Genomic DNA, 24,325 nt, shown 5'->3' with positions numbered 1-24,325 from the left:
CTTCGCCGACACCTCCCCCGCTAGGGGGAGGATCTTGAAGCTAGCCATCAATCCGGCGCCAACCGATAGCCGACCCCCCGCACCGTCTGCAGATAGCGCGGGTTCTTGGGGTCCGGCTCGATCTTGCGGCGCAGGCGGGTGACCTGGACGTCGACGGCGCGGCCGGTGGCGTCGGCGGTGTCGCGGGCCAGTTCCAGGCGGTCGACCGGTTCGTGGGCCGAGCGGGCCAGGCGGCGGAGCAGCGTCACCTCGGCCTCGGTCAGGCGCACGGCCTCGCCGTCGCAGGTCAGCTCGCCCCGGTCGCTGTCGAAGGCGCAATTGCCCAGGCTGAGCGCCTTGCTGCCGGTCGGCCGGGCCTGCGAGCGGCGCAGGATGGCCTCGATGCGCAGCAGCAGTTCCTGCGGCTCGAACGGCTTACCCAGATAGTCGTCGACGCCGCTGGACAGGCCCTCGATGCGGTCGGCGGTCTGGTCGCGGGCGGTCAGCATCAGGATCGGCGTGCGGCCGCTCTCGCCGCCCTTGGACCGCAGGCGCTTGGTGAAGGCGTAGCCGTCCTCGCCCGGCATCATCACGTCCAGCACCATCAGGTCGAAGTCCAGGGCGCCGAACAGGCGGTCGGCCCCGGCCGCGTCGGCGGCGGCGGTGACCCGGAAGCCGGCCCGGCTGAGGAATTCCTTGATCAGCTTGCGCAGGCGGTCGTCGTCGTCGACCACCAGGATGTGGCGCTCGCGGCGTTCTTCAGGCGTCATGGAACGGCTCGCCGCCCGGGGCCGACGCCCTGCCGCGAACCGGCCAGCGCCGCCAGGATACGCCGCGTGCCGGCCACGCCATCCAGTCCGCCCGTGCGATAGGCCCGCGCCAGCAGCGCCCGCAAGCGCTCTGCCGTGCGCTGTTCGAAGGCCACGCCCTCGGGGGTCAGGGTCGCCGGACGCCGACGGCCGTCCAGATCGCCCGAGCCGCGCTCGACCAGGCCGGCCTTCTGCAGGTCGGCCAGGGTGCGGCTGGCGGCCTGTTTCGAAAGGCTGGTCAGCTTCGACAGGTCCTGCACCCCGATGCCCGGCCGGCGGCGCAGCAGGAAGGCCGCGCGCCAGTGCGAGCGACCCAGCCCCAGGGTCTCGCTCTCCAGCGCCGCGTCGACGGCGGCCCACAGCGCGGCCTCGGCCAGCAGGATCAGCTCCAGCCCGCCATCCAGCTCCTCCTCGCGGAGGATCAGACGGGGATCGTCCGAACCGGGCTGCAGCGGGGCTATCATCACCAAGAGTCCATTTTATTTGACGCGTTGGCCCTCGGGGCGTCTAAGGGCCGGGTTTCCCATAAGGAGGTCTTGGGCCGATGTCTCTGGTTCCCTTCGACGATCGCGACGGCTGGATCTGGCTGGACGGGCAATTTGTACCCTGGCGCGACGCGAAGGTGCATATTTTGACCCATGGCCTTCACTACGCTTCGTCGGTCTTCGAGGGCGAGCGGATGTACGGCGGCGAAATTTTCAAGCTGACCGAGCATACCGAACGCCTGTTCAAGTCGGCGGAAATCCTGGACTTCGAGATCCCGTACAGCGTGGCCGAGATCGACGAGGCCTGCAAGGCGACGGCGGCGAAGAACAATCTCACAGATTGTTATGTTCGCCCGATCGCCTGGCGCGGCAGCGAGATGATCGGTGTTTCGGCGCAACAGACCAAGATCCACGTCGCCATCGCCGTGTGGGACTGGCCCAGCTACTTCGATCCGGCCACCAAGGCCAAGGGCATCCGCCTGACCTGGGCCAAGTATCAGCGTCCGGACCCGAAGACCGCCCCCGTCGCGGCCAAGGCCGCCGGCCTCTACATGATCTGCACCATCTCCAAGCACGCCGCCGAGAAGGAAGGCTATGCCGACGCGATGATGCTCGATTATCGCGGCTATGTGGCGGAAGCCACGGGCGCGAATGTGTTTTTCGTCAAGGACGGCGCGCTGCACACGCCCAAGCCCGACTGCTTCCTGGACGGCATCACCCGCCGCACGGTGATCGACATCGCGCGGGCTAAGGGCATCGAGATCGTCGAGCGCCACATCCAGAAGGAAGAGCTCTCGACCTTCACCGAGTGCTTCATCGTCGGCACCGCCGCCGAGGTGACCCCGGTCTCGGAGATCGGCGAGTTCAAGTTCACGCCCGGCAAGCTGTCGCTGGACCTGATGGACACCTATGCGGCCCTGGTCCGCAACGAGGCGCTGCAACCGGCCTGAGGCTGACGCTCCGTCGCTAGAAAAGATGACGCCGCCCGGAGCGATCCGGGCGGCGTTTTTCATCGTGGGGCGCGGACTAGATCTGCGCCATGCCGCCGTCGACGAACAGCTCGACGCCATTGACGAAGCTGGCGTCGCTGGAGGCCAGGAACACCGCGGCGCGGCCGATCTCGTCGGGATGGGCGACACGGCCCAGCGGCACCTGGGCGGCCAGCTGGCCTTCGAAGGCGTTCCATTCCGCTTCGCTGCTGGTCAGGCCCGTCAGGCCGGGGGTCTTGGTCGGCCCGGGGCTGATGGCGTTGACGCGGATCTGGCGGTCCTTGAGGTCCAGGATCCAGTGGCGGGCGAAGTTGCGGATCGCGGCCTTGGTCGCGCCATAGACGCTGAAGGCCGGCAGGGCGCGGGTCGTGCTGGTCGAGCTGGTCAGGATGATCGAGCCGCCGTCGCGCATCAGCGGCAGGGCCTTCTGCACCGTGAACAGCGTGCCCTTCACATTGATCGCGAAGGTGCGGTCGAAGTCTTCCTCGGTGATCGCGCCGATCGGGGCGAACGTGCCGCCGCCGGCATTGGCGACCAGGATGTCGATGTGGCTGACGTGCTTTTGCACCTCGTCATACAGGCGGTCGAGGTCGGCCAGGTCCGAGACGTCGCTGCGCACGCCGATGACGCCATGGCCGAGCTCAGCCACCGCCGCGTCCAGTTCGGCTTGGCGACGGCCGGTGATGAAGACCTTGGCGCCCTCGGCGACCAGCTGGCGGGCGATGCCCAGGCCGATGCCCGTGGTGGCGCCGGTGACGATGGCGACCTTGTTGTCCAATTTGCGGGTCATGACCCTTCTCCTTTGCTTGGGGGCGGACCGTTTCCGCCGATGCAGAAGAGATAGATCCAGAACGCTGATGCCAGCAGACGGCGAAATCGCTACTCTTCGTTCTGAAAATGGGACGATGGCGCGATGCAGGATCTCAACGACCTCTACTATTTCGCCCAGGTCGTGGCGCATGGCGGCTTCGCGCCGGCCGGACGGGCGCTGAACGTCCCGAAGTCCAAGCTCAGCCGCCGCGTGGCGCAGCTGGAGGAGCGGCTGGGCGCCCGTCTGATCGAGCGCTCGTCCCGGCGCTTCCGGGTCACCGAGATCGGCCGGGCGTTCCACGAGCAGGCCCAGGTAGCCGTGGCGGCGGCCGATCGCGCCCAGGCCCTGGTGGCGGCCAGCCTCAGCGAGCCGCGCGGGCTGGTGAATTTCTCGTGCCCGACGGGCCTGGTGGAGCTGGTTTCACCGATGCTGCCGGACTTTCTTTCGCGTCATCCGCGTGTGCAGGTGCGGCTGCTGGCGGTGGACCGGCCGGTCGACCTGATCGCCGAGAGCATCGACGTAGCCTTGCGCGTGCGGATCAAGCTGGAGACCGACGCGGCCCTGACCATGCGCACCCTGGCCCACAGCCGGCGGATCCTGGTGGCCAGTCCGGCCCTGGCCAACCGCCTGACCTCCAGCGCCATCACCGCCCTGGCCGAGCTGCCGACGCTGAGCACCTCTGAGCAGCTGGGCGAGGCGAGCTGGACGCTGGAGGGGCCGGAGGGCGCGACCCATGTGCTGAGCCATCGCCCGCGCCTGGCCTGCGGCAGTTTCGAAGCCGTGCGCGAGGCGGCTTTGGCCGACCTGGGCGTGGCGCTGCTGCCCGACCACGCCTGCGCCGAGGCCCTGGGCTCGGGTCGGCTGGTGCGCATCCTGCCCGACTGGGCCGGCCAGGACGGCATCGTGCACCTGGTCTTCACGACCCGCACCGGCCTGCCGCCGCATGTGCGCGCCTGGATCGATCACCTGGCCCAGCGGTTCAAGGATCCCGTGCTGTTCGGGCCGGTGAGGGCCTAGCGCCTACTTCGCCGCGATCGCCGCCGCCACCTCGGCCCGCGCCATGGCGATGTCGCGCAGGAAGGCTTCCGAGCGGTGCTCGGCGGCGTAGATCACCATGCCCGACTGCAGGCCGGCCTCCGTGGCGCTTACGGTGTGACTGCCGCAGATCCAGCGGCTCTCGGCATACTCGCGGCCGCGGGCGTAGAGGGCGTCGGCGCGGACGGGGACGACCTCGGCTAGGATCAGGGCCACGTGCTCGCCGAAGGCCGAGTGACCGGACGGATAGTCGGGATTGGCGGTCAGGTCGGGGCGCTTGGGCTCGCAGACCGGAGCGGCGTCCTTGCCGACATAGGGCCGCTGCGTGCCCCAATGGGTCTTGGCCAGGCCGACCACCGAGCGGTCGTCGCCGGCGCGCTCCAGCAGGGCATTGAGGATCGGCGCGTTGGCTGGGGTCAGCGTTACGCCCAGGGCGGTCTCGAAGTGGTGGAAGGCCGTGCCTTTCACGTCGTCGGTGGCCAGCTTCCAGCGCGGGCTGTCTTTCAAGGCCCGGCTCTGGTCGAAGATCGCCGCGTCGGCCAGGGCGCGGGGCGACCCGGGCGCGGGGGGCTGGGCCAGGATCTTGGTCAGGTCCGGACGAGCGGCGGGTTGCAGGTAGCCGCGCTGCGGCGCGCCGGGCAGGGCCTCGATCGCCAGGCCGTCGCAGGTCTTCTCGGCGCGAACGGGATTGCAGGCGGCGACGTCGCCGCCGGTCAGGCGCACGGTGTAGCCGCCCGGCAGGCGCGGGTCGGCCCACATGTAGTCGGTCGAGATGTACTGCGCGCCGCTGGTCAGGGCGGCGGTGCGCTGGCGCACGTCATTGGTCCGCGCGGCCCAGGTGTCGGCGTCGGCGCGGGTGCGGACGATGAAGCCGGCCTTCACGGCGGCGGCGATGCGGTCCTTCTGGCCGATCGGATCGTTCAGGGTCAGGTAGGCTGCGGCGGGAGAGGCCTCATCGGTGTTGATGAAGGCCGCCCGCCCCTCCAGCGAGGCGCGCTTGCCGCGATAGATCGCGACCTTCTCGGGGGACTCGTCGAGGGCGAAGAACACCTTGCCGCGCGCCGCGCCCAGCTTGGGCCATCCTCCACCCATTTTGGCGCCGGCCAGCACACCTTCGCGCAGGGTCTTGGCCTTGCCTTGCACCTGGTCGGGCGTGATCAGGCGGTCGTCGCCGAACACCGAGCGGATCTCGGCGTCCAGGTCGTCATAGAGCTTTTCGGTGAAGACCAGCGGGACCACGCCGCCGGGGACGGTCGCCGCGCCTTCCTTGGCGTTCATCATGATCAGGATCGGCGCGTGGTCGCGGTGGGCATCCGACCATGTGCGGATCTCCTTCAGGCAGGCCACGAAGGTCAAGCACGACGACCGAAAGTCGACGTCGGGCATATGAATGGTCTTGAAGCCCGGCTTGGCCAGGGCGGCGGCGGTCTCCGGCGGCAGCACCGTCCCGCGCCCGAAGACCGTCAGCGGCTTGGCGTAGCGGCCGCCGTCGGGATCGGCGACGACGTCGATCTCCAGCTGGCGGGCGCCGGCGTCCAGCTGCTCGGCGAGCAGACGATGACCATAGTCGATGCCCAGCGCCGCCTGGCCTTTCGCCGCGACCATGGCCGCCATCTCGTCGGCCGGCGGCAGCAGCTTGTAGGAATTGTGCGTGCCCACGACCATCAGGTCGGTCATCCGCAGGGCGTCCATCCGTTCACGGACGCAGGCCGGGCTTTCGTCGCCGGCGGGGCAGGGGGCGGCGGCGACCGCGAGGGCGGCGAGCAAGGTCAGCATGGGCGAACTCCGGGAACCAGGCTCGTCGGACTAGCTGGGCTATGTGAAGGTTTGACGTCGGTGGACGCAACGCTCGCGGATGGCATTGGCTCGAACCGATGACCGGCACGAGCCTGTCGAAGAGGCCGAGGCGAGCTCGAGGCTTCAGCGGTGGGATCAAGGAGCAGCGTCGCGAGACGGACACCGGTTCCTGTTCGTGTTCTAGCGGGAAGGTCTGTATTGGCCCGAGAGGAGGACGTTACTGCATCACCTCCGGCGGCAATAAACGCTACGTTTTTAATGACGAGGCCGCCCGAGATGGCTCGGACGGCTTCAACATTCTCGTGTCATCCCGGCCGCAGCGAAGCGGAGAGCCGGGACCCAGGGGGCAGTGTAGGGCGGTTGCCCCTGGGTCCCGGATCGGCCTGAGGCCGTCCGGGATGACACAGCGTTTTTTGGTGTGAAGTCGGCCCTTACGCCGCCTCCTGCTCCTCGTTCGCCGGGACCTGGCGGATCAGGTAGTCGAAGGCCGACAGCGAGGCCTTGGAGCCTTCGCCCATGGCGATGATGATCTGCTTGTACGGCGTGGTGGTCGCGTCGCCCGCGCCGAAGACGCCGGGGATCGACGTCTCGCCGCGATAGTCGACCTCGATCTCGCCACGGTTCGACAGAGCCACGCCTGAGTCCTTCAGCCACTCGGTGTTGGGGACCAGGCCGATCTGGACGAACACGCCTTCCAGGTCGACGCGGTGGACGCTGTCGTGGTTGCGGTCCTTGTAGCTCAGGCCCGAGACCTTGCCGTTCTCGCCGTGGATCTCGGTGGTCATGGCCGAGGTGACGATCTTGACGTTCGGCAGGCTGGCCAGCTTGCGTTGCAGCACGGCGTCGGCGCGCAGCTGGCTGTCGAACTCGATCAGCGTCACGTGGGCGACGATGCCGGCCAGGTCGATGGCCGCCTCGACGCCGCTGTTGCCGCCGCCGATCACCGCCACGCGCTTGCCCTTGAACAGCGGGCCGTCGCAGTGCGGGCAGTAGGCCACGCCCTTGTTCCGGTACTCGGCCTCGCCGGGGACGTTGACGTTCCGCCAGCGGGCGCCGGTCGACAGGATGACGGTGCGGGCCTTCAGGGACGCGCCGTTCTCCAGCTTGATCTCATGCAGGCCACCCGGAGTCTTGGCCGGAACCAGGCCGACGGCCTTCTGCAGGTTCATCACGTCGACGTCGTATTCCTTGACGTGCTGTTCCAGGGCCGAGGCCAGCTTGGGGCCTTCGGTGTGGGTGACCGAGATGAAGTTCTCGATGGCCATGGTGTCCAGCACCTGGCCGCCGAAACGCTCGGCCGCGACACCTGTCCGGATGCCCTTGCGGGCGGCATAGATCGCCGCGGCCGCGCCGGCCGGACCGCCGCCGATGACCAGCACCTCGAAGGCGTCCTTGGTCTTGATCTTCTCGGCCGCGCGGGCCTCGGCGCCGGTGTCCAGCTTGGCCAGGATCTGCTCGACGTCCATGCGGCCCTGGCCGAACGGGACGCCGTTCAGCAGGATGGTCGGCACGGCCATGACTTCGCGGGCCTCGACCTCGGCCTTGAACAGGGCGCCGTCGATGGCGACGTGGCTGATGCGCGGGTTCAGGGCGCTCATGGTGTTCAGCGCCTGCACCACGTCGGGGCAGTTCTGGCAGGACTGCGAGAAATAGGTCTCGAAGCGGTAGTCGCCGTCCAGCGCCTTGATCCGCTCGATCACGTCCGCGTCGATGCGCGGCGGGTGGCCGCCGACGTGCAGCAGGGCCAGCACCAGCGAGGTGAATTCGTGGCCCAGCGGCAGGCCGGCGAAACGCACATCGGCGTCGCCAGCGGCGCGGGTGATGGCGAACGAGGGCTTGCGCCCATTGTCGCCGGCCAGGTTCAGGCTGACCTTGTCGGACGTCGCGGCGACGTCTTCCAGCAGCGCCAGCATCTCCTTCGACCCGGCGTCATCAGCCAGGGAGGCGACCAGTTCGATCGGCTGGCGCAGGTTCTGCAGATACTGAGTCAGTTGGGTCTTCAGACCGGCGTCCAGCATGGGGCGCTCCCAAAAAGCTGAGGGGAGGAAGGTTAGGCGTTCGATTTTCGGGGGGAGGATCGAACGCGGCGAACGATCGGAGGGTTGCGCGCCGCCCGTCCGATGACGGGCGGCGACGCGGGTCGTCTTTTAGATCTTGCCGACCAGGTCGAGCGACGGGGCCAGGGTCTTTTCACCCTCTTCCCACTTCGCCGGGCAGACTTCGCCCGGGTGCGAAGCCACGTACTGGGCGGCCTTGATCTTGCGCAGCAGCTCGATGGCGTTGCGGCCGATGCCTTCAGCGGTGACTTCCATGAACTGGATCACGCCTTGCGGGTCGACCAGGAAGGTGCCGCGGTCGGCCAGGCCGACGCCCGGACGCATGATCTCGAAGTTGTTGGTCACCACGCCCGACGGGTCGCCGATCATCGTGTACTTGATCTTGCCGATCGCCGGCGAGCTGTCGTGCCAGGCCTTGTGCGAGAAGTGCGTGTCGGTCGACACCGAGTAGATCTCGACGCCCAGACGGGTGAAGACGTCGTAGTTGTCGGCCAGGTCTTCCAGCTCCGTCGGGCAGACGAAGGTGAAGTCGGCGGGGTAGAAGAAGAAGACCGACCACTTGCCCTTCGTATCGGCTTCGCTGACCGTGACGAACTTGCCATCCTTGAAGGCCTGGGCGGTGAAGGGTTTGATCTCGGTGTTGATCAGCGACATGAGGCGCTCCGGTTGGAAGAAGATGCGCCCTTGTAGCGAAGGGGTTTCCGATTAATCAAATTGATAAAACTAGTTCTATGGATAGAGTGGATCTATCGATCTCGCAAAAGCGAGATGGGTCTGGGGCTTAGCGCCCGACCCGCTTGATCAAGCGATGAATTATCGAAAGTCGAGTACGGTTTGTGAGCGGGCGCTGCTCAGCGCACGGTCATAAAATCTTGTGGGAAAAGCGCTTAGCCCATGGGCCCAACGGCAAAAGCCCGGCGACGAGCGCCGGGCTAACGCGAAAACTATCCGTCGATCAGCCCCGCTTCATCGGTCCGGTCGAGGTTTCGGACGTCCGGTCCTTCATATCCTTCACGAGCTTCAGGATCTTCTGAATGAAGTTTTCCAGGCTCTCCAGCTTGTCCGGGTTTTCGGGCGCGGCCTCGCGGGCCTTCGTCCCGGGCTCGACCGGACCGGCCAGCGCCGGCTGGGCGGCCAGGAGGCTGGCTGAAGCGATGCAGACGGCGATCGATAACGATCGAGCGCGGCGTACGATGGTCATGAAACACTCCCCACGGATGGTCCGACAGCGACGCCGGTTTTGAAATCGCGGAGACCTTTACGGCGAACCCGCGGCAGAGGGCTTGGCCTCCGGAGCGCCGGGTGCGGACTGACGGGCGGAACCGCGGACTTTTATGGTCGCCGGGCGGCGAGACCGGTTTTCTTGCGCTTGCGCGAACGGCAAGGTGTGCGAACGCAGCGCTGGACGCCGGATGACTCGCAAGACCTTCACGTCCCGTGGCCTGCCGGCCCATTTGAGCGACAAGACCCGCGTTGATCGTTGGCAGGAGCTGTGGGGCGACGAAGTCGGCGCTTGCGACATCGCAGCGATTCCCGACCGGCCGTTCGAGGCGCGGGCGGAGGTCGCCTGGTTCAACGAGGTTGTCGTCGCGCAGGTCGATGCAACCACGAGCCACTACGTGCGCACCGCGGCGCAAGCCGCCGCCGACAAGCACGACTATCTCTATATGGGCTTCAACCGATCGCCTCGGCCCGTCTGGGTGCGCCACTGCGGCCGCGACAGCGTCATCCATGCCGGCGAGATGCTGATCTGGAGCAATACCGTCGCCTTCGAGCGGCGCGAGCAGGATCGCGTTTCCGGGCACATGATCGGCTTTGACCGGGCGCGATTGGCGGCGCTGGCGCCCGGGATCGAGGATGCGCTGGCCCGCCCCATCGCGGTCAATACGCCGGCCTTGCGACACCTGCAAAGCTATGCGGACTTCCTGCTGCGGAGCGGGGAGCAGACCCTTCCAGGGGACATCGGCGTCAGCATCGGCGCCATGCTGACCGACCTGGCGGTCCTGGGATTGGGCGGCAGGGGAGATGCCGCCGAAGCTGCGGCTGGACGAGGGCTGCGGGCCAAACGGCTGACCGATATCCTGCTGACCATCGACAAGAGCTTCGCGCAGCCTGGATTTTCGTCCGAGGCGTTGGCGCGCTCGCTGGGTCTGTCGCGACGTTACGTCAATGAGCTGCTGGCGGAGACGGGGCAGTCGCTGGACCAGCGTGTCAACGCTCTGCGGCTCGCGCGCGCCATGGCGTTGCTAACCAGCGCCGAAGGCGATGTGCTGCGCATCACCGATATCGCCGCGGCGAGCGGTTTCAACGATCTGTCGTATTTCAACAGGCAGTTTCGCAGGACCTACGGGCTCTCGCCGACCCAGGCGCGCGGACGGTGACGTAGAACGGGAGGACCGTCGGCCCTACCCCTGGATCTTCGCTTCCAGCTCGTTCATCCGGGCCCGCGTCGCGGCCAGGTCCGGGCCAAACCGGGCCGGGTCGGCGGCGGCGAGGCGGCCGGCGATGTCGTAGCTTTCGCGGTAGAGGTCGAGGGCCCGCATGCGGTGGCCGCGGTCCTCGCGCAGGTCGGCCAGGCGTTCCAGGTTCACCGACAGGGCGCGCTGGGCCTGGGTGTCGCCGGCCTCGCGGCCGCCGCGCGTGCGGCGCAGGGCCAGGGCTTCCTCGAAGGCCGAGAGGGCAGCGTCCAGGCGACCTTCCGCTTCCGCCGCGTCGCCGACGCCCGACAGCGCGCCGGCCAGCAGCTCGGCGGTCTCGTCGTTCGGGCGGGCCTGGCGCACCTCGCGGGCGTAGGAGACGGCGGTCTCATAGGCTTCGGCGGCCTCGTCGGCCTGGCCCTGGCCGCGCGCGAAGTCACCCAGGTCGCGATAGACGGTGGCCAGCTCCTCGGGGGTCTGGGCCATGCGCTTCATGGCGGTCAGGATGCGGGCGGCTTCGGCCCACGACTCGTTGTGGCTGAGCGCGACCAGGCGCGCGCGCATCTCTGCGAAGGTCTCCGGCCTGGGCGGTGGCGGAGCCTGCGGCTGCGGCGCGGGCGTGGCGGCGACCGGCAGGATCGGCGGCGCGACGGGCTGCGGCTGCGGAACGGGCGTCGGCGCCGGCGCGGGTTCACGCGCCACGACGGGCTGGGCCTGCGGCTCCAGCGCCATCCCGAACGCCATCGGCGCGGCTTTCTTCTTCGGCTTACGGCGCGGTAGCAGGGCGGCGATGATGAGCCCTCCGCCCACGATCGCCGCCGCCGCACCGGCAGTGGGGCGATGCGGCTCGAACGGTCCGAGATCGAGATTCGTGGCCCAAGTCCCCAGCGAGCCCCAGCCCGCCACCACGTATCCCGACGTCGCCAGGATCAGCCCCAAGATGATCCCAACCAGTCGCGCCAGCATCACGTCCCCCCGAACGCTAAACCCATAAATAGGGCGTCCCACCGCCAGAGCGCACTAGTCAGCGCACGGCCCATGCTCCGTCGAGCCGTCTCAACCGGCAGGAGAAGCGCGCCGAGCGGCTGACTGCGTCGTGGGCGCCTGGCGGCTAAGGCGCCTCTAAATCAACCAGGCGCGGGGGCGTGGATAGCCCTCGCCGCGCACCAGATAATAGATGCCCATCACGCAGCGGACAACGAACCACAGGCTGACGGCGCCCATGATCGCGCCACCGACGATCATCATCGGGATGCCGATCAGCAGCAGGGTCAGCGGAATGCCGAACGCCAGCAGCAGGCCGCCGATGATGAACCAGGCGATCGACAGCCAGAAGGTCCGGATGGCGAAGGTGTAGTGGCTCTCGTTGATCGGGCCGGCCGCGTCGCGGTTCACATAGGCCACGATCAGGCCGACGATGAAGGTCAGGCCGTTGGTGAAGCCCAGCAGATAGAGGCCGTAGACCACGGCGGGCAGGATCTTGTCCTCTTCGGCGCGGGCCTCGATGGCGGTGGTCGCGTCGGTCATGGCTTAGAGCATCCAGTTCTTGGGAGTGGGATAGGGTTGGCCCTTGAGCAGGGTCGACAGGCCGACGACGCCGCGCACCACCAGCCACAGGCCGGTGGCGACCAGGGCCACCACGCCGATGCCGACCGGCGTCAGGATGATGCTGGCCACGCTGAACAGCAGGGCCAGCCAGAAGGTGCGGATCTGGAATTCGTAGTGGCTGGCCAGCCACTCGGGCGCGTCCTTGCGGCTGATATAGGCGATGATCACGCCGATCAGGCTGGTCAGGCCGCCGGTCACGGCGCCGGCGATGTGCAGGGCATAGACCACGCCGGGCATGGTCTTGTCGTCCTGCAGCCGGGGCGGCACGGCGGGGTCGATAACGGGGTCGGACAAAGCTTGAGCCTAAGAGAACGTCGTTGGCCCAATCGTCGCGCGGTTGGCCGCGCGATGCAAATGAAGGTCGCGTAACCCTTAAGGCAGCAGATCCGATGGCGGATCGTGCGGGTCGAAGTCGGCGCCGCGGCCCAGCCAGGGCAGGACGGCCAGCATCAGGATCAGCACGAAACTCATCCGCGCGGCCATGTCGACGCCCACGCCCGCCATGCCGGCGGTCAGCGAGAACATCAGCATCGCCGCGGCCCCGAAGGCCAGCAGGCCCATGACCCAGCTCAGGGCCTGGCGGGCCTGCAGCCGGGCCACGCCGAAGCGAGCGCGGGGGGACAGGTCGGCGCCGACGGCGGCGATGGCGCGGGCCAGGGTCGAGAAGCTCTTCAGCCGGTCCTCGAACCGTCCAGGGCCGACATAGCTCTGGGCGGTCAGCACCACCTTGGCGCGGCCGAAGGTCAGGCTCAGGACGCGGCGGTTGCTGCCGTCGCCATTCCTGTTTTGGGGCGCGGTGGTCAGGCTGTAGCGGGTCAGGCTGGACAGCGGGAAGCGGCGGGCCAGCTTGCCGCGCGTCTCCGTCAGCGTTCCGGCGTCCAGGGTCCAGACCGTTTCGGGCTGGAAGGGGGCGAGCCGGGCGCTGTGGGTGACTTCCATGGCCTAGCTGCGGACGGCGGTGATCTCGACGCCGGCGGCGGCCGCGTGCGGGGCCAGGGCGCCGGGCTTTTCAATCCGCACCCGGGCGCGGGTGACGCGAGGGTCGAAGAAGCAGGCCTGGGCCAGGCGTTCGGCGAAGGTCTCGACCAGGCCGACATGGCCCTCGGCGGCGATGGCGCGGGCGGCCTCGCCGATGCGCTCGTAATTGACGGTGTCGCCCAGGCGCTCGAAGTGGCTGGCGGCCACGTCCAGCTCGACATCGACGATCAGCGACTGCTGGCGGCCATATTCGTGGTCGTAGACGCCGATCTCGGCGTCGACCTTCAGGCCGCGCACGAAGACCTTGGTGACGATCACGCGGGCCAGGTCCTGCGGCGCGGTGTTTTCGGCGAGGGGCGAAGCGGCCAAGCGTGGCCTCCTACGGAGCAACAATATCCGGCGTTTGCCAGCCCAGGTGCTGGCCGCCGTCCACGGCGATCATCTGGCCCGTGACCGACGTTGCGTCAATCAGATAGCGCAGGGCGGCGGCGACCTCGTCCGGCGTGGCGCGGCGCTGCAACAGCACCCCGGCGGCCTCGGCCTCGAACTCGCCGGGGGCCTGGTGCACCGACGGCAGGGTAGGGCCGGGACCGATGGCGTTGACGCGCACGCGCGGCGCCAGGGCTTGAGCCAGGGTCTGGGTGGCCCACCACAGCCCGGCCTTGGCCAGGGAATAGCTGAAGAACTGCGGGTTCGGGCGCAGCACCCGCTGGTCGACGATATTGACCACCAGGCCCTGGATGTCGGCCGGCAGGGCGGCCGCGAAGGCCTCGGCCAGCACGATCGGGGCGCGCAGATTGGTCTCGAGGTGCAGGTCCCAGGTCTCGCGCGACAGCCCGCCGACGCGATCATCCTCGAAGGCCGAGGCGCTGTTGATCAGCAGGGTGACGGGGGCGATGTCGGCGGCTGCCGCGATCAGGCCGCGCGTCTCGTCCTCATGGGCGAGGTCGGCGCGGACCAGGACCGCGCGGCGGCCCAGCGCCCGCACGGCCTGCGCCGTCTCCTCCGCCTCGTCAGCCGAGGCGCGGTGGTGGACGGCGACGTCATAACCGGCGCGGGCGGCTTCGAGAGCCAGGGCCTTGCCGATCCGACGCCCCGCGCCGGTGACAAGGGCCGCGCCGCGCGCCGGGCCAGTCATGTTAGTCGATACGGCCGAACTCGACGTAGTTCAGGGCGAGGACGACGCCCAGGAAGATAACGATGACACCGATCGCGAGCATGGCGCGGCTCCGCAAAGAGAAAGACAGTTGCTGCGGCTTTAGCTGTCACGACGACCGACCGCAAGCTACTACACGGCCATGCTCTGGCGACGCCGCATCGAACCGTTCACCCGGCCCCTGGTCTACGCCTTCTTCCGGTTCAGGCGCGGCCTGACCCTGGGCGTGCGGGCGGTGGTCACCAATGACGCCGGCCAGGTGCTGCTGCTCCAGCACACCTACATCCATGGCTGGTACCTGCCCGGCGGCGGGGTCGAGCGCGGCGAGACGGCCGAGACCGCCGTCGTGCGCGAGCTCGAGGAGGAGGCCGGCGTCCGCGCGCTCTCACGTCCTCGTCTTGTCTCGGCCCACAGCAACGAGGTCGTCCACCCCGGCGACCACGTGCTGGTCTACCGCGTCGACGCCTGGGAGCCCTGCGCCTCGGACGCCGCCGGCGAGATCCACGAGCTCGGCTGGTTCGACCCCCGCGCCCTGCCGGAGGGCGTCTCGCCCGGCACCCGCCGTCGTCTTGCCGAGATCTTTGGCCAGACTCCCACCGATCCGATGTGGTGACCCCTTCACACCTGAACGCCGATCACATTAAATGCTTGTTTGAAACCGCCCGCCGCCTCTCCAACTAGAGCGGGCTCCACGATCCAAGGGCAGGAGAACGGCATGCGCGAGTACACCAAGTTCTATATAGACGGGGCCTGGGTCGATCCGGCCGCCCCCAAGCCGCTGGACGTCATCAACCCGGCCACCGAAGACGTCGCCGGCGTGATCTCGCTGGGCTCGGAAGCCGACGTCGACAGGGCCGTCCGCGCCGCCCGCAAGGCGTTCGACAGCTTCAGCCAGACCAGCCGCGAAGAGCGCATCGACATCCTCGAGCGCATCATCGCCGAGTACCAGAAGCGCTTCGAGGACATGGCCAAGGCCATCACCGAGGAGATGGGCGCCCCCGCGTGGCTGGCCCAGCGCGCCCAGGCCGCCATGGGCATCGCCCACGTCCAGACCGCCGCCGCCGTGCTCAAGGGCTACAAGTTCGAGGAAGACCGGGGCACGACCCGGATCGTCAAGGAGCCGATCGGCGTCTGCGCCTTCATCACGCCGTGGAACTGGCCGGTGAACCAGATCGCCTGCAAGGTCGCGCCGGCCATCGCCACGGGCTGCACCATGGTGCTGAAGCCGTCGGAGATCGCGCCGTTCAGCGGCTATGTCTGGACCGAGATCCTGCACGCCGCCGGCGTCCCGGCTGGCGTCTTCAACCTGGTCAATGGCGACGGCCCCACGGTCGGCGCGGCGCTGTCCAGCCATCCTGAAGTCGACATGGTCTCGTTCACGGGCTCGACCCGCGCCGGCATCGAGGTGGCCCGCAACGCCGCCCCGACCGTCAAGCGCGTGCACCAGGAGCTGGGCGGCAAGAGCCCAAACATCATCCTCGACGACGCCGACTTCGCCCGCGCGGTGGGCGGCGGCGTGGCCTCGGTGATGATGAACTCGGGCCAGTCGTGCAACGCCCCGACCCGCATGCTGGTCCCCGGCCAGCGCATGGACGAGGTCATCGCCATCGCCAAGGCCGCCGCCGAGGGCCACACGGTCGGCGACCCGAACGGCAACCACAAGATGGGCCCGGTGGTCTCCGAGGTGCAGTGGAACAAGATCCAGGGCCTGATCCAGAAGGGCATTGACGAGGGCGCCACCCTGGTCACCGGCGGCGTCGGCCGTCCGGAAGGCCTGGACAAGGGCTACTACGTCAAGCCGACCGTCTTCGCGAATGTGAAGAGCGACATGACGATCTCGAAGGAAGAGATCTTCGGCCCTGTGATCTCGATCCTCGGCTACGACACGGTCGAGGAGGCCATCACCGTCGGCAACGACACCGAGTACGGCCTGGCGGCCTATGTCTCGGGCACGGATCCGGAGGGCGTCCGCAAGGTGGCCTCCAAGCTCCGCGCCGGCCAGGTGAACCTCAATGGCGCCAGCCCCGACCTGATGGCCCCGTTCGGCGGCTACAAGATGAGCGGCAACGGCCGCGAGTGGGGCGACCACGCGTTCGGGGAATTCCTCGAGACGAAGGCGATCCTGGGTTATGCGCCGAAGGCGGCGGCGGAGTAGGGCGTCAAACTAGCGCTGAGTCAGGTGAGGGCGGGGCTGTGAGGCTCCGCCCTCTCTTTCAATATCTGTTGACTGTTCGCGTCTCAGCTACACCATAGGCGAAGCCAGGGGGCGCATTGATGAGCAATGTTAGGAAGCACACAGCAGCTCTGTCTCTCGACGTCGTGTGGGATTGGATCAAGAACTACCTATTTCTCTTCATTCCCACTGTGCCAGCGGTTGCCACTTGGTTCGTTGCTGGATTGAAGAATACGCCCCTCTGGCAAGCTATTCCGCTGACAGTTTTCGTATTCTGGGCAATAACGCACAGTTTTAAAAATCTGACCGATTTGTACGATCGGGTACGGATAAATGGCGCATTGGTAGTCGCTGGCGTAAATGGGTCACGCCACGTCGAAGATGGGCGAACTGTTGGTTTTCAAGTCGTCTATTCGATCATTAATCTGTCGCGTCAACTTATTGAATTTGAAGTTACGGAAATTCGAACCTCTATTGAGGGCCGAGTAAATCCCAATCCTGTGAGAGGGAAAATGGGAGATGTGCTCCCGTCGGGAGCTTTGACGACATTTTTTGATGCCGCAGTGCCAATTCAAGATCTAAAATTGGGAAATTGGCACAAAGGCGAAGCTGAAATTCATATAATTTATGGAAAGCCTGGGAAGTTAAGATTTCAAGCTTTGCGAAAATTCAAAGTGAACTTCCTTATGAGTTCCGAAAATTCTTTGGACGGTTTTGAAAGCCTGAATGTCTTATAGTGAGCGGACCTGCCAGGTGAGTGCCCTTCCTCGGAGGAAGGTCCAAGCACACCGTCATTCCCGCCTTGTGGCGGCCCCCCTATCCGTCGCAGGTGAGGATGGGGGCTGGCCGCCGACGATCCGCTTCCGCGCCCTTGCGGGCTGAACCAGGGGTTCCCGCCACAAGGGCGGGAATGACGGTGGTGGTTCGGGCGAGCGAAGCGAGCGCGCTCTGTGGTAGGCTGAGCAAATGACCGCCGACTCCCCGCCCCCTGAAGCGCCGCCCGACGAGACCCCGATCCAGCGCGCCCTGCGCCTGAAGCAGGCCGCTCTCGACGCGCGGCCCAAGCCGCCTCGGGGCGGCAAGTTCCAGCGCCAGCGGGCGGCGGGTATCGCGGCGGGTTCTTCCAAACCGTGGATGGCGAAGTAATGGCCGGTCTCAAGGACAAGCGTGGGTTCATCGACAAGGAGCGCCTGGATCTCTCCGAGCGCCAGGCCATCGAATACTGGATGAAGCGCTGGGGCGTCACCCGCGACCAGATCACCGCCGCCCACCGCAAGGTCGGCAAGATGACCAAGGACATCGCCGCCGAGCTGGGCAAGAAGCGCTAGGCCTTCGACGCCTCGACCCACACCGCGTGCTGGTCGTCATAGGCTCGCTGGAACGCCGGCCGCGCCTGCGCGCGGGCGACATAGGCGGCGAGGTTAGCATAGTCCGCCAGCACGCCTGACGAGCCCAAGCGGCGCAGCACGCCGACCATCATCAGGTCGCCGGCGCTGAAGTCGCCGTCCAGCCAGTCGGCGTCGCCCAGGCGGGTCGACAGCTGCTCCAGCCGTGTACGGACGTTCTGCTCCAGCATCGGCTGGCGGGCCTCGAACCAGGGCTTGTCGCGCTCCAGGATCGTGGCCATGCCGAACTCGACGATCGGCGCCTGCATCGTCACCAGGGCGGCGAACATCCAGGCCAGCGCCCGCGCGCGGCCGTCGGCGTCGGCAGGCAGCAGGCCCGGATGGGTCTGGGCCAGGTGGTGCACGATGGCCCCGGACTCGAACAGCACCAGGTCGCCGGCCTCATAGGTGGGGATCTGGCCGAACGGCTGCAGCGCCAGGTGCTCGGCTTCCTTCATCTGGGCGAAGCTCACCAATCGCACGTCATAGGGCAGGCCCAGCTCTTCCAGCGCCCAACGCACCTGCATGTCGCGCGCCAGACCCCGGCCGCGATCGGGCGAGGCTTTGAAGGCGGTGATGGTGGGGCTCATGGCGATGTCTCCGCGCTGTTGGCCATCCTAGGACGGACGAGCCCGGCGCGTTCCGACATCAGCCGAAATTTTTCCGGACGGCTAGCGCGCGTTGGCCGCGCCGTCGCCCTGGTCGCGCTCGGCCTTGTCGCGCTCGGCCTTGTCGCGCTCGGCCCTGTCACGCTCGGCCTTGTCGCGTTCGGAATGACGCAGCAGGTGGTTGCGGCCCAGCGGGGTGATCTCCCAGCCACCGCCGCCATGGCGCGCCAGGCCCAGCGCCGTCAGCGCCTGGGCGGCGGCGATATTGACGAAATTGGCCTCCTGACCCGGCTGGCGTTCCGACAGGTTCAGCAGGATGCGCATCTGCGGCGCGGGCAGGCTCTGGGTGTCTTCCGGCGTGGAGGTCATGTCCGTCCGATGCGGGTAACGATCGAAGCCGCCGATCGACGCCTGGGGGAGCCGCCAGGTCGACATGAGCCGTCATCCTAGCACAGAACGAGGGTATCCCGCCTCGCTAAGTCCGATGGAAAGGCGCATGGTCGCCGCCATCGCCGTCGGGCGCGCGCCGTCACGCCCCTCGCGGGACTGGCGGTCGAGCGCGCTCGATGCGGCGCCGACCAGATCGCGTCGCCTCCTCATGAGCGCCCAGCAAGACAGCCTGTTCGGGCCGCACGCCTACGAGATCGTCTATGGCTGGTCGACGCGGTCGCTGGAGGTGACGGTCTCGGCCGCCTCGGGGCCGCCGCTGGTGCGGGGCGACATCTGCACGATCGGCGGCCAGGCCGGCTACTGCAAGGACTTCGTCGTCATCGAGGTGAAGCGGCGCGGCGAGGGCTGGATCGCGCGCTGCGTCAGCGTCGGCGAGGAGCTTTTCTGAAATTAACAGGCGTGGTCGGAAAAGAAAATCACCCGTATTCCGAGATCCAGAGGTGGGTATTTTATTTTTCCAGCTCAAGAAAAACCGCGAGTCTTAAGCGGATTTTATTATTCCAATAAGCCGGTCGATTTCGTGTTATCGTAGATCATGCGCACGATAACAGACCGAATTATTCTCACCGTCGCCCACCGCGAAGGCAGCTGGAGCGTGGAACAGGACGGCGACTATTTCGGCCAGTCCGCCGACAAGGAGGTGGCCAAGGCCGCCGCCACGCGCCGCGCGCGCGACCTGCAGGACGGCGGACGGCCCTGCCAGATCCGCATCAGCGGCGAGCACGGCTTCTGGGCCAAGGCGCTGTGAGCAAGCTTCCCGTCAGCAAGGCGCCGTCCAAGCCTGCGTCGCCGCCGGCCCCGCCGGCCGCGCTCTTCAAGCGCCGCATCCAGGACGCCCTCACCGACGGCGCGGCCGTCGCCGACATGACCTTGCGCCTGACGCTGGGCGACGCCCGTCGCCTGCGCCGCGACGCCGACCTGCCGATGGAAGCGATCAGCTACCACGACGGGGCGATGCACTTTCTGGGCGTGAAGGTGGTCGAGGGCGGCGTTGAAGCCAGCGTGCTGGAGCGCGGCGAGGCTTAGAGAATTCCCCTCTCCCCTTGCGGGAGAGGGTGGCCCGCGAAGCGGGTCGGGTGAGGGGTTTAGCTCCGCTATCCGGATAGGCCTTTCGACCCCTCATCCGTCGGCTGCGCCGACACCTTCTCCCGCAAGGGGAGAAGGGGATTGAGCGCGCTGTATCCTCGGAATTCGCGAGATCGAGCGCAGCGAAATCAATCGCTTGTCGATTTTACGCGCCCCTGAATGATCCGCGTTCAGAACCGCCGCACAATCATAGCCATCCCCGTCGCGGGAGAGGGCGTTTGGATCCGGCCCAAAACGGCGGCGGGGCTAGGTTGAGCGGGGCCGCTGGCGGTTCCTGGACGGTCTAGGCACGCCGCGTCGCTTACTCTTTAGGAGCGCACGCGGGTGGCGGGTCGACTGGGGTCAAAGCCGACAGCGGAGCGACAGGGCGGTGATCGTACAAGCCGCCTATCGTGGATCGTCGGGGTCGAGACGGATGTAGCCGATCGACTTGGTCCGCGCCCGTCCGGGGGCTAGTGGGGACCCGAGCTGAAAGACGCTCACGCCTCCCATCCTCACGGGCAAGAACAGCCTGGCGGAGCGGTCGTCCGAGCCGAAACACACAACCCCTTACGGTCTCCGGGTTCGCCCGGCCGCTCCGTCGCCTCCCCACATGACTTCAGCGGGCCACCGCGTGAGGCCGATGATGCTTGCCCTCGCGACCCCGCCAGCCCACGGTCGCCCGGACTGACTCGCGGAGAGGTTTGATGAGCGCGGACTGGAGCGGCGGCTATGCGGTCGAGACCGGCTACACCTACCACACCTATCCGGAGCTGAACCCCGTCCGCGCCGCCCTGCCGCTGTTGCTGAAGGGCGTGCGGGCGCCGAAGATCCAGACGGCCTGCGAGCTGGGCTTCGGCCAGGGTTGCTCGGCGGCGGTGCATGCCGCGGCCCAGGCCGACATCGAATGGTGGGGCTGCGACTTCGCCCCGGCCCAGGCGGTGTTCGCCCGCGACCTGGTCGCCGCCAGCGGCGCTCCAGCCCACTTCTACGACGACTCGTTCGAGGAGTTCGCCAACCGGCCCGACCTGCCGGACTTCGACTTCGTGGCCCTGCACGGCATCTGGAGCTGGGTCAGCGAGGAGACGCGGGCCGGGGTGGTGGCGTTCCTGCGCCGCAAGCTCAAGCCCGGCGGCATCGTCTACATCACCTACAACGCCATGCCCGGCTGGGCGATGGCCACGCCGTTGCGCCACCTGATGAAGCGCCATGTCGACATGATGGGCGTCCCGGCCAAGGGGCCGAACGCCAATCTGGACGCGACTCTGTCGACGATGCAGCGGTTCTTCGCCCTGGACCCGGCCTTCGCGCGGCTCACGCCGGGCGTGGTCGAGCGGCTGGACGGCATCGCGCGCCAGGACCGCACCTATCTGACCCACGAATATCTGGGCGGCCACTGGTCGCCGATGTGGTTCGCCGAGGTCGAGGCGCTGCTGGCGCCGGCCAAGCTGTCATTCGGAGCCTCGGCCTGGATGGCCGACCATATCGACGCGCTGAACCTGTCGGCCGACATGCTGGCGTTCCTGAACGAGCTGCCTGATCCGTCGCTGCGCGAAAGCTTCCGCGACGTGGCGGTGCAGGCCCAGTTCCGGCGCGACTACTGGCTGCGCGGGGCGCAGACCCTGAACCCGGGCGACCAGCGCCGCGCCCTGCGCGACCAGCGCGTGGTGCTGGCCAAGCCGGTGTCCCAGCGGCCGGCCAAGGCCACCGGCGTTTATGCCGAGACCGCCCTGGCCGGGCCGATCTATGACGCGCTGTACGACGTGCTGGGGGACTATCAGCCGCGCACGCTCGGCGAGCTGGAGGCGGTGCTGCCCGACGGCGCGCCGTTCGGGGACCTGACCATGGCGCTGGTGGCGCTGATTAGCCAGGGGGCGGTGCTGCCGGCCCAGGCCGCCGATACGGCCGTGCGGTCGGCGGGAACGGCCAGGGCGCTGAACCTGGAGCTGGCCCGGCGGGCGGCCGAGGCGGGGGATCTGGGCTTCCTGGCCGCGCCGATGACCGGCGGGGCGCTGAGCGTCTCGCGTTTCGACCAGCTGTTCTGGCTGGCCATGCAGGACGGCGGCGGGCCGGCGGACTGGGCGCGCTACGCGGCGAACGTGCTGGCGCGGCAGAACCAGACCCTGGTGGCCGGCGGCGCGCCGCTGGCGCCCGAGGCCGTGCTGGCGGCGCTGGAGATCCAGGCGGCGGACTTCGCGCAGGTCGACCTGCCGTGCTGGCGGGGGCTCGGGATCGCTTAGGGAGGGTCCTGGTCAAGCTTGAGACATCCTGCCGCAGGGCCGGGCTGCCATCGCGCTGTCATCGTTTGCATGATCTCCTCGTGAGTCGGTGACGAGGATCGGCGGAGCGACCGAATGGCGGGCGTGGACGTTGGCGGCGTTGAGCTAGACTTTGCCTGCCCGCGGTGCGGGAGCCCGGCGCGTGCGGCCATCGAGGCCGTGCGCATGCTGCCGGTGATCGACTGCCCGGCCTGCGGCGAACGGTTCGGCGTCGACCTCGAGGCGTTCAGCGCCCAGGTCACCCAGGCCGAGGCCGCGGCCAAGGCGGCGCGGAAGAAGCGGCCGGCCTAGGCGCTTCCCCGAACGGCAACCTTGCCGCGCGCCGGCTTTCCATTACCGTCACGTCCAACAGAACAACGATAATCTGAGGGAGTGAGACCATGACGCCGCCAGACGGCGCGTCGCCCTCGCGCGACGTGTCCAGCGTTCCGTTCAAGCCCCTGGCCATGAAAGGCCCCGACGTCAGCGTCGAGCGCCGCGCCGACGGGACGATCGTCATCACCTCCAACCATGCGCCGGGCGACGGCCCGCGCTCGATCGCCCACCTGATCGCCCGGAAGGCCGCCGAGCATCCAGGCCGGCCCTACATCAAGCAGCGTGAACCCGGCCACGGCCCCTGGCGGGGCGTCACCTACGGCCAGGCGCTGCGATCGGTCGAGGGCATCGCCCAATGGCTGCTGGATCGGGGCCTGAAGGCCGGCGACAGCGTCATGATCCTGTCGGGCAATTCGATCGAGCACGCCCTGATGACCCTGGGCGCCTACACCGCCGGCGTGCCGGCAGCGCCGATCAGCCCGGCGTACAGCCTGATCTCGACCGACCACGCCAAGCTGAAACACTGCTTCGAGAAGGTCGCGCCCCGCGTCGTCTTCGCCCAGAACGGCCCTCTGTTCGCCAAGGCGCTGGAGACCCTGAAGGCCATCGACCCGACCATCGCCGTCGTGACGCTGGACGGCGAAGGCGCGATCCCGTTCGCGGAACTGGCCGGGACGGAGCCGACCGAAGCTGTGGCCAAGGCGCTGGAGACGGTCGGACCGTCCACCGTCGCCAAGTACCTGTTCACCTCTGGCTCGACCGGCCTGCCCAAGGCCGTGCCCCAGACCCACGGCATGATGGCCGGCGTGATCGCCGGCCAGGAGGGCATCCGCACCGACACGCCCGATCCCGACGAGGTCCCGCAAAGCCTCGAGTGGATGCCCTGGAGCCACATCTCGGCAGGCAACATCAGCTTCAACGGCACGCTGTGGGCCGGCGGGACCCTGCACATCGACGAGGGCAAGCCGCTGCCGGGCATGTTCGAGACGACGATCAAGAACCTGTACGAGGTCTCGCCGATCGTGTTCGGCTCGGCCCCGATCGCCTTTTCGATGCTGGCCGAGGCCATGGAGAACGACCCGGCCCTGCGGCGCTCGTTCTTCAAGAACCTGCGCTACATGGGCTATGGCGGCGCGACCCTGAGCAACGACGTCTATGACCGCATCCAGGCCCTGGCCGTGGCCGAGACCGGCCAGCGGATCCCGCTGACGACGATGTATGGCGCGACCGAGACCCAAGGCATCACCGTCACCCACTGGATCACCGAACGCGTCGGGCTGGTGGGCCTGCCGCTGCCGGGCATCCAGCTGAAGCTGGCCCCCAGCGGCAGCAAGTTCGAGGTCCGGGTGAAGGGGCCGACGGTCGCCAGCGGCTACCACAAGGATCCCGAACGCACGGCGGCGGCCTTCGACGAGGAGGGCTTCTACAAGCTGGGCGACGCGGCGCGGTTCGTCGATCCGGACGACCCGGCCAAGGGCCTGGTGTTCGACGGCCGGGTGACCGAGGACTTCAAGCTGGACAGCGGCACCTGGGTCAGCGTCGGCGTGCTGCGGCCCGACATCGTCGCGGCCTGCAGCCCCTACATCCACGACGCGGTGATCACCGGCCAGGACAAGCCGTTCATCGGCGCCATGCTGTGGCCTTCGCCGGCCGGACTGGCGGCGCTGGTCGCCGATCCGGGGCCGGGCACGCCGCTGGAGAAGCTGGTGGCGATCCTGCGCGACCGGCTGGGGGCGTTCAACGCCGCGGCTGGCGGCTCGTCGCGGCGGATCGGCCGCTTCACCATCCTGACCGAGCCGCCCTCGATCGACGCCGGCGAGATCACCGACAAGGGCTATGTCAACCAGCGCTGCACGCTGGAGCGTCGCAACGCCCGGGTCGAGGGGCTCTACGCCAAGGACCCGGGCGAAGGCGTGTTCACGGTCTAGG

The 24,325-nt window shown here is 67.9% G+C and carries 28 protein-coding genes and 1 pseudogene; 14 read left to right on the top strand and 15 right to left on the bottom strand.

The annotated features are described in order from the left end of the window. Nucleotides 1-47: 47 nt before the first annotated feature. On the bottom strand, nt 48-749 hold the full coding sequence (locus AC1RR5_RS22365; RefSeq protein WP_492815480.1) for a response regulator: 702 nt from the start codon (nt 747-749) through the stop codon (nt 48-50). Beyond that, complete coding sequence (locus tag AC1RR5_RS22360) at nt 746-1,252, bottom strand: MarR family winged helix-turn-helix transcriptional regulator (RefSeq protein WP_492925165.1); 507 nt, start codon at nt 1,250-1,252, stop codon at nt 746-748. The genes AC1RR5_RS22365 and AC1RR5_RS22360 overlap by 4 nt, the downstream gene beginning before the upstream one ends. A gap of 80 nt (nt 1,253-1,332) precedes the next feature. Between AC1RR5_RS22360 and AC1RR5_RS22355 the strand changes: the two genes are divergently transcribed. Next, a complete protein-coding gene (locus AC1RR5_RS22355) occupies nt 1,333-2,223 on the top strand; it encodes a branched-chain amino acid aminotransferase (protein ID WP_492925163.1) in 891 nt (296 codons plus the stop codon). Nucleotides 2,224-2,299: 76 nt separating this feature from the next. On the opposite strand, the gene AC1RR5_RS22350 is transcribed toward AC1RR5_RS22355, so the two are convergent. After that, nucleotides 2,300-3,052 carry an SDR family NAD(P)-dependent oxidoreductase gene (locus AC1RR5_RS22350; protein ID WP_492925161.1) on the bottom strand — a complete coding sequence of 251 codons (753 nt, stop codon included), beginning with the start codon at nt 3,050-3,052 and terminating at the stop codon, nt 2,300-2,302. Between the two features lie 123 nt (nt 3,053-3,175). On the opposite strand from AC1RR5_RS22350, the gene AC1RR5_RS22345 reads away from it, so the two are divergent. Further along, nucleotides 3,176-4,090: a LysR family transcriptional regulator gene (locus AC1RR5_RS22345; RefSeq protein ID WP_492925159.1), complete on the top strand. Its 915-nt coding sequence runs from the start codon at nt 3,176-3,178 to the stop codon at nt 4,088-4,090. Nucleotides 4,091-4,753: 663 nt separating this feature from the next. On the opposite strand, the pseudogene AC1RR5_RS22340 reads toward AC1RR5_RS22345, so the two are convergent. The 4 genes and pseudogenes from AC1RR5_RS22340 to AC1RR5_RS22325 all read right to left on the bottom strand — a co-directional run. Beyond that, nucleotides 4,754-5,884, bottom strand: a pseudogene (locus AC1RR5_RS22340) (phosphatidylinositol-specific phospholipase C1-like protein); the annotation flags it as partial. 452 nt (nt 5,885-6,336) lie between these two features. Then, nucleotides 6,337-7,923, bottom strand: a complete 1,587-nt coding sequence (ahpF, locus tag AC1RR5_RS22335) for an alkyl hydroperoxide reductase subunit F (RefSeq protein ID WP_492925157.1) — start codon at nt 7,921-7,923, stop codon at nt 6,337-6,339. Nucleotides 7,924-8,052: 129 nt separating this feature from the next. Further along, nucleotides 8,053-8,616 (bottom strand): alkyl hydroperoxide reductase subunit C, encoded by a 564-nt coding sequence (gene ahpC / locus AC1RR5_RS22330; RefSeq protein WP_492925155.1) that lies wholly within the window; start codon nt 8,614-8,616, stop codon nt 8,053-8,055. A gap of 301 nt (nt 8,617-8,917) precedes the next feature. Beyond that, the gene (locus tag AC1RR5_RS22325) at nt 8,918-9,163 is read right to left on the bottom strand and encodes a hypothetical protein (RefSeq protein WP_492925153.1); all 246 of its coding nucleotides are present in this window, start codon (nt 9,161-9,163) and stop codon (nt 8,918-8,920) included. A 211-nt stretch (nt 9,164-9,374) separates the two neighbouring features. Between AC1RR5_RS22325 and AC1RR5_RS22320 the strand changes: the two genes are divergently transcribed. After that, a complete protein-coding gene (locus AC1RR5_RS22320; protein ID WP_492925151.1) occupies nt 9,375-10,343 on the top strand; it encodes a helix-turn-helix domain-containing protein in 969 nt (322 codons plus the stop codon). A gap of 24 nt (nt 10,344-10,367) precedes the next feature. Here the strand turns inward: AC1RR5_RS22320 and AC1RR5_RS22315 are convergent, their stop codons facing one another. The 6 genes from AC1RR5_RS22315 to AC1RR5_RS22290 form a co-directional block, all read right to left on the bottom strand. Beyond that, complete coding sequence (locus AC1RR5_RS22315; protein WP_492925149.1) at nt 10,368-11,345, bottom strand: tetratricopeptide repeat protein; 978 nt, start codon at nt 11,343-11,345, stop codon at nt 10,368-10,370. A 156-nt stretch (nt 11,346-11,501) separates the two neighbouring features. Next, nucleotides 11,502-11,906, bottom strand: a complete 405-nt coding sequence (locus AC1RR5_RS22310; RefSeq protein ID WP_492925147.1) for a DUF4870 family protein — start codon at nt 11,904-11,906, stop codon at nt 11,502-11,504. A gap of 3 nt (nt 11,907-11,909) precedes the next feature. Beyond that, nucleotides 11,910-12,281 carry a DUF4870 family protein gene (locus AC1RR5_RS22305; RefSeq protein WP_492925145.1) on the bottom strand — a complete coding sequence of 124 codons (372 nt, stop codon included), beginning with the start codon at nt 12,279-12,281 and terminating at the stop codon, nt 11,910-11,912. Between the two features lie 78 nt (nt 12,282-12,359). Continuing rightward, entirely contained in the window at nt 12,360-12,926 is a 567-nt protein-coding gene (locus tag AC1RR5_RS22300; RefSeq protein WP_492925143.1) for a hypothetical protein, read from the bottom strand. 3 nt (nt 12,927-12,929) lie between these two features. After that, nucleotides 12,930-13,334: a dihydroneopterin aldolase gene (gene folB / locus AC1RR5_RS22295; protein ID WP_492925141.1), complete on the bottom strand. Its 405-nt coding sequence runs from the start codon at nt 13,332-13,334 to the stop codon at nt 12,930-12,932. Nucleotides 13,335-13,344: 10 nt separating this feature from the next. Next, nucleotides 13,345-14,103 carry an SDR family oxidoreductase gene (locus tag AC1RR5_RS22290; RefSeq protein ID WP_492925139.1) on the bottom strand — a complete coding sequence of 253 codons (759 nt, stop codon included), beginning with the start codon at nt 14,101-14,103 and terminating at the stop codon, nt 13,345-13,347. A gap of 160 nt (nt 14,104-14,263) precedes the next feature. Here AC1RR5_RS22290 and AC1RR5_RS22285 point away from each other — a divergent pair, with 160 nt between their 5' ends. The 5 genes from AC1RR5_RS22285 (at nt 14,264) to AC1RR5_RS22265 (ending at nt 17,622) form a co-directional block, all read left to right on the top strand. After that, complete coding sequence (locus tag AC1RR5_RS22285) at nt 14,264-14,734, top strand: NUDIX domain-containing protein (RefSeq protein ID WP_492925137.1); 471 nt, start codon at nt 14,264-14,266, stop codon at nt 14,732-14,734. Nucleotides 14,735-14,836: 102 nt separating this feature from the next. Further along, a complete protein-coding gene (locus AC1RR5_RS22280; RefSeq protein ID WP_492925135.1) occupies nt 14,837-16,276 on the top strand; it encodes an aldehyde dehydrogenase family protein in 1,440 nt (479 codons plus the stop codon). A gap of 119 nt (nt 16,277-16,395) precedes the next feature. Beyond that, nucleotides 16,396-17,031: a hypothetical protein gene (locus tag AC1RR5_RS22275; protein ID WP_492925133.1), complete on the top strand. Its 636-nt coding sequence runs from the start codon at nt 16,396-16,398 to the stop codon at nt 17,029-17,031. A 229-nt stretch (nt 17,032-17,260) separates the two neighbouring features. Next, nucleotides 17,261-17,440 (top strand): hypothetical protein, encoded by a 180-nt coding sequence (locus AC1RR5_RS22270; protein WP_492925131.1) that lies wholly within the window; start codon nt 17,261-17,263, stop codon nt 17,438-17,440. Continuing rightward, nucleotides 17,440-17,622, top strand: a complete 183-nt coding sequence (locus AC1RR5_RS22265) for a DUF3606 domain-containing protein (RefSeq protein WP_492925129.1) — start codon at nt 17,440-17,442, stop codon at nt 17,620-17,622. Before AC1RR5_RS22270 ends, AC1RR5_RS22265 begins: the two co-directional genes overlap by 1 nt. Here the strand turns inward: AC1RR5_RS22265 and AC1RR5_RS22260 are convergent. Together AC1RR5_RS22260 and AC1RR5_RS22255 are read right to left on the bottom strand one after the other, a co-directional pair. Next, nucleotides 17,619-18,269, bottom strand: a complete 651-nt coding sequence (locus AC1RR5_RS22260; protein WP_492925127.1) for a glutathione S-transferase family protein — start codon at nt 18,267-18,269, stop codon at nt 17,619-17,621. The two genes, AC1RR5_RS22265 and AC1RR5_RS22260, sit on opposite strands and share 4 nt — an antisense overlap. Before the next feature lie 81 nt (nt 18,270-18,350). Then, on the bottom strand, nt 18,351-18,722 hold the full coding sequence (locus AC1RR5_RS22255) for a hypothetical protein (protein WP_492925125.1): 372 nt from the start codon (nt 18,720-18,722) through the stop codon (nt 18,351-18,353). 163 nt (nt 18,723-18,885) lie between these two features. On the opposite strand from AC1RR5_RS22255, the gene AC1RR5_RS22250 reads away from it, so the two are divergent. From AC1RR5_RS22250 to AC1RR5_RS22225, 6 genes are all read left to right on the top strand, one after another. Continuing rightward, a complete protein-coding gene (locus tag AC1RR5_RS22250; RefSeq protein ID WP_492925123.1) occupies nt 18,886-19,125 on the top strand; it encodes a hypothetical protein in 240 nt (79 codons plus the stop codon). A gap of 147 nt (nt 19,126-19,272) precedes the next feature. Beyond that, nucleotides 19,273-19,485 carry a hypothetical protein gene (locus AC1RR5_RS22245; protein WP_492925121.1) on the top strand — a complete coding sequence of 71 codons (213 nt, stop codon included), beginning with the start codon at nt 19,273-19,275 and terminating at the stop codon, nt 19,483-19,485. Then, nucleotides 19,482-19,763, top strand: coding sequence for a hypothetical protein (locus AC1RR5_RS22240; RefSeq protein WP_492925119.1), 282 nt, complete (start codon nt 19,482-19,484; stop codon nt 19,761-19,763). The genes AC1RR5_RS22245 and AC1RR5_RS22240 overlap by 4 nt, the downstream gene beginning before the upstream one ends. Nucleotides 19,764-20,509: 746 nt before the next feature. After that, complete coding sequence (locus AC1RR5_RS22235; protein WP_492925117.1) at nt 20,510-22,042, top strand: methyltransferase regulatory domain-containing protein; 1,533 nt, start codon at nt 20,510-20,512, stop codon at nt 22,040-22,042. 114 nt (nt 22,043-22,156) lie between these two features. Next, nucleotides 22,157-22,372, top strand: coding sequence for a hypothetical protein (locus AC1RR5_RS22230; RefSeq protein WP_492925115.1), 216 nt, complete (start codon nt 22,157-22,159; stop codon nt 22,370-22,372). An 89-nt stretch (nt 22,373-22,461) separates the two neighbouring features. Further along, on the top strand, nt 22,462-24,324 hold the full coding sequence (locus AC1RR5_RS22225; RefSeq protein ID WP_492925113.1) for an AMP-binding protein: 1,863 nt from the start codon (nt 22,462-22,464) through the stop codon (nt 24,322-24,324). The last annotated feature ends 1 nt before the right edge of the window (nt 24,325 follow it).

The sequence above is a fragment of the Caulobacter sp. GW821-FHT11E11 genome (genome assembly GCF_058808315.1).
This window is presented reverse-complemented; position numbering and strand designations above follow the sequence as displayed.

Excerpts from the sequence above, each read along its gene's own strand:
- AC1RR5_RS22360 (WP_492925165.1), bottom strand. The coding sequence starts at position 1,252 with ATGATAGCCCCGCTGCAGCCCGGTTCGGACGATCCCCGTCTGATCCTC.
- AC1RR5_RS22265 (WP_492925129.1), top strand. The coding sequence starts at position 17,440 with ATGGCCGGTCTCAAGGACAAGCGTGGGTTCATCGACAAGGAGCGCCTG.
- AC1RR5_RS22270 (WP_492925131.1), top strand. The coding sequence starts at position 17,261 with ATGACCGCCGACTCCCCGCCCCCTGAAGCGCCGCCCGACGAGACCCCG.
- ahpC (WP_492925155.1), bottom strand. The coding sequence starts at position 8,616 with ATGTCGCTGATCAACACCGAGATCAAACCCTTCACCGCCCAGGCCTTC.
- AC1RR5_RS22300 (WP_492925143.1), bottom strand. The coding sequence starts at position 12,926 with ATGGAAGTCACCCACAGCGCCCGGCTCGCCCCCTTCCAGCCCGAAACG.
- AC1RR5_RS22365 (WP_492815480.1), bottom strand. The coding sequence starts at position 749 with ATGACGCCTGAAGAACGCCGCGAGCGCCACATCCTGGTGGTCGACGAC.
- AC1RR5_RS22310 (WP_492925147.1), bottom strand. The coding sequence starts at position 11,906 with ATGACCGACGCGACCACCGCCATCGAGGCCCGCGCCGAAGAGGACAAG.
- AC1RR5_RS22355 (WP_492925163.1), top strand. The coding sequence starts at position 1,333 with ATGTCTCTGGTTCCCTTCGACGATCGCGACGGCTGGATCTGGCTGGAC.
- AC1RR5_RS22315 (WP_492925149.1), bottom strand. The coding sequence starts at position 11,345 with ATGCTGGCGCGACTGGTTGGGATCATCTTGGGGCTGATCCTGGCGACG.
- AC1RR5_RS22235 (WP_492925117.1), top strand. The coding sequence starts at position 20,510 with ATGAGCGCGGACTGGAGCGGCGGCTATGCGGTCGAGACCGGCTACACC.
- AC1RR5_RS22245 (WP_492925121.1), top strand. The coding sequence starts at position 19,273 with ATGCGCACGATAACAGACCGAATTATTCTCACCGTCGCCCACCGCGAA.
- AC1RR5_RS22225 (WP_492925113.1), top strand. The coding sequence starts at position 22,462 with ATGACGCCGCCAGACGGCGCGTCGCCCTCGCGCGACGTGTCCAGCGTT.
- AC1RR5_RS22230 (WP_492925115.1), top strand. The coding sequence starts at position 22,157 with ATGGCGGGCGTGGACGTTGGCGGCGTTGAGCTAGACTTTGCCTGCCCG.
- AC1RR5_RS22320 (WP_492925151.1), top strand. The coding sequence starts at position 9,375 with ATGACTCGCAAGACCTTCACGTCCCGTGGCCTGCCGGCCCATTTGAGC.
- AC1RR5_RS22280 (WP_492925135.1), top strand. The coding sequence starts at position 14,837 with ATGCGCGAGTACACCAAGTTCTATATAGACGGGGCCTGGGTCGATCCG.
- AC1RR5_RS22260 (WP_492925127.1), bottom strand. The coding sequence starts at position 18,269 with ATGAGCCCCACCATCACCGCCTTCAAAGCCTCGCCCGATCGCGGCCGG.
- AC1RR5_RS22275 (WP_492925133.1), top strand. The coding sequence starts at position 16,396 with ATGAGCAATGTTAGGAAGCACACAGCAGCTCTGTCTCTCGACGTCGTG.
- AC1RR5_RS22285 (WP_492925137.1), top strand. The coding sequence starts at position 14,264 with ATGCTCTGGCGACGCCGCATCGAACCGTTCACCCGGCCCCTGGTCTAC.
- AC1RR5_RS22350 (WP_492925161.1), bottom strand. The coding sequence starts at position 3,052 with ATGACCCGCAAATTGGACAACAAGGTCGCCATCGTCACCGGCGCCACC.
- AC1RR5_RS22250 (WP_492925123.1), top strand. The coding sequence starts at position 18,886 with ATGAGCGCCCAGCAAGACAGCCTGTTCGGGCCGCACGCCTACGAGATC.
- AC1RR5_RS22345 (WP_492925159.1), top strand. The coding sequence starts at position 3,176 with ATGCAGGATCTCAACGACCTCTACTATTTCGCCCAGGTCGTGGCGCAT.
- AC1RR5_RS22325 (WP_492925153.1), bottom strand. The coding sequence starts at position 9,163 with ATGACCATCGTACGCCGCGCTCGATCGTTATCGATCGCCGTCTGCATC.
- AC1RR5_RS22290 (WP_492925139.1), bottom strand. The coding sequence starts at position 14,103 with ATGACTGGCCCGGCGCGCGGCGCGGCCCTTGTCACCGGCGCGGGGCGT.
- ahpF (WP_492925157.1), bottom strand. The coding sequence starts at position 7,923 with ATGCTGGACGCCGGTCTGAAGACCCAACTGACTCAGTATCTGCAGAAC.
- AC1RR5_RS22255 (WP_492925125.1), bottom strand. The coding sequence starts at position 18,722 with ATGTCGACCTGGCGGCTCCCCCAGGCGTCGATCGGCGGCTTCGATCGT.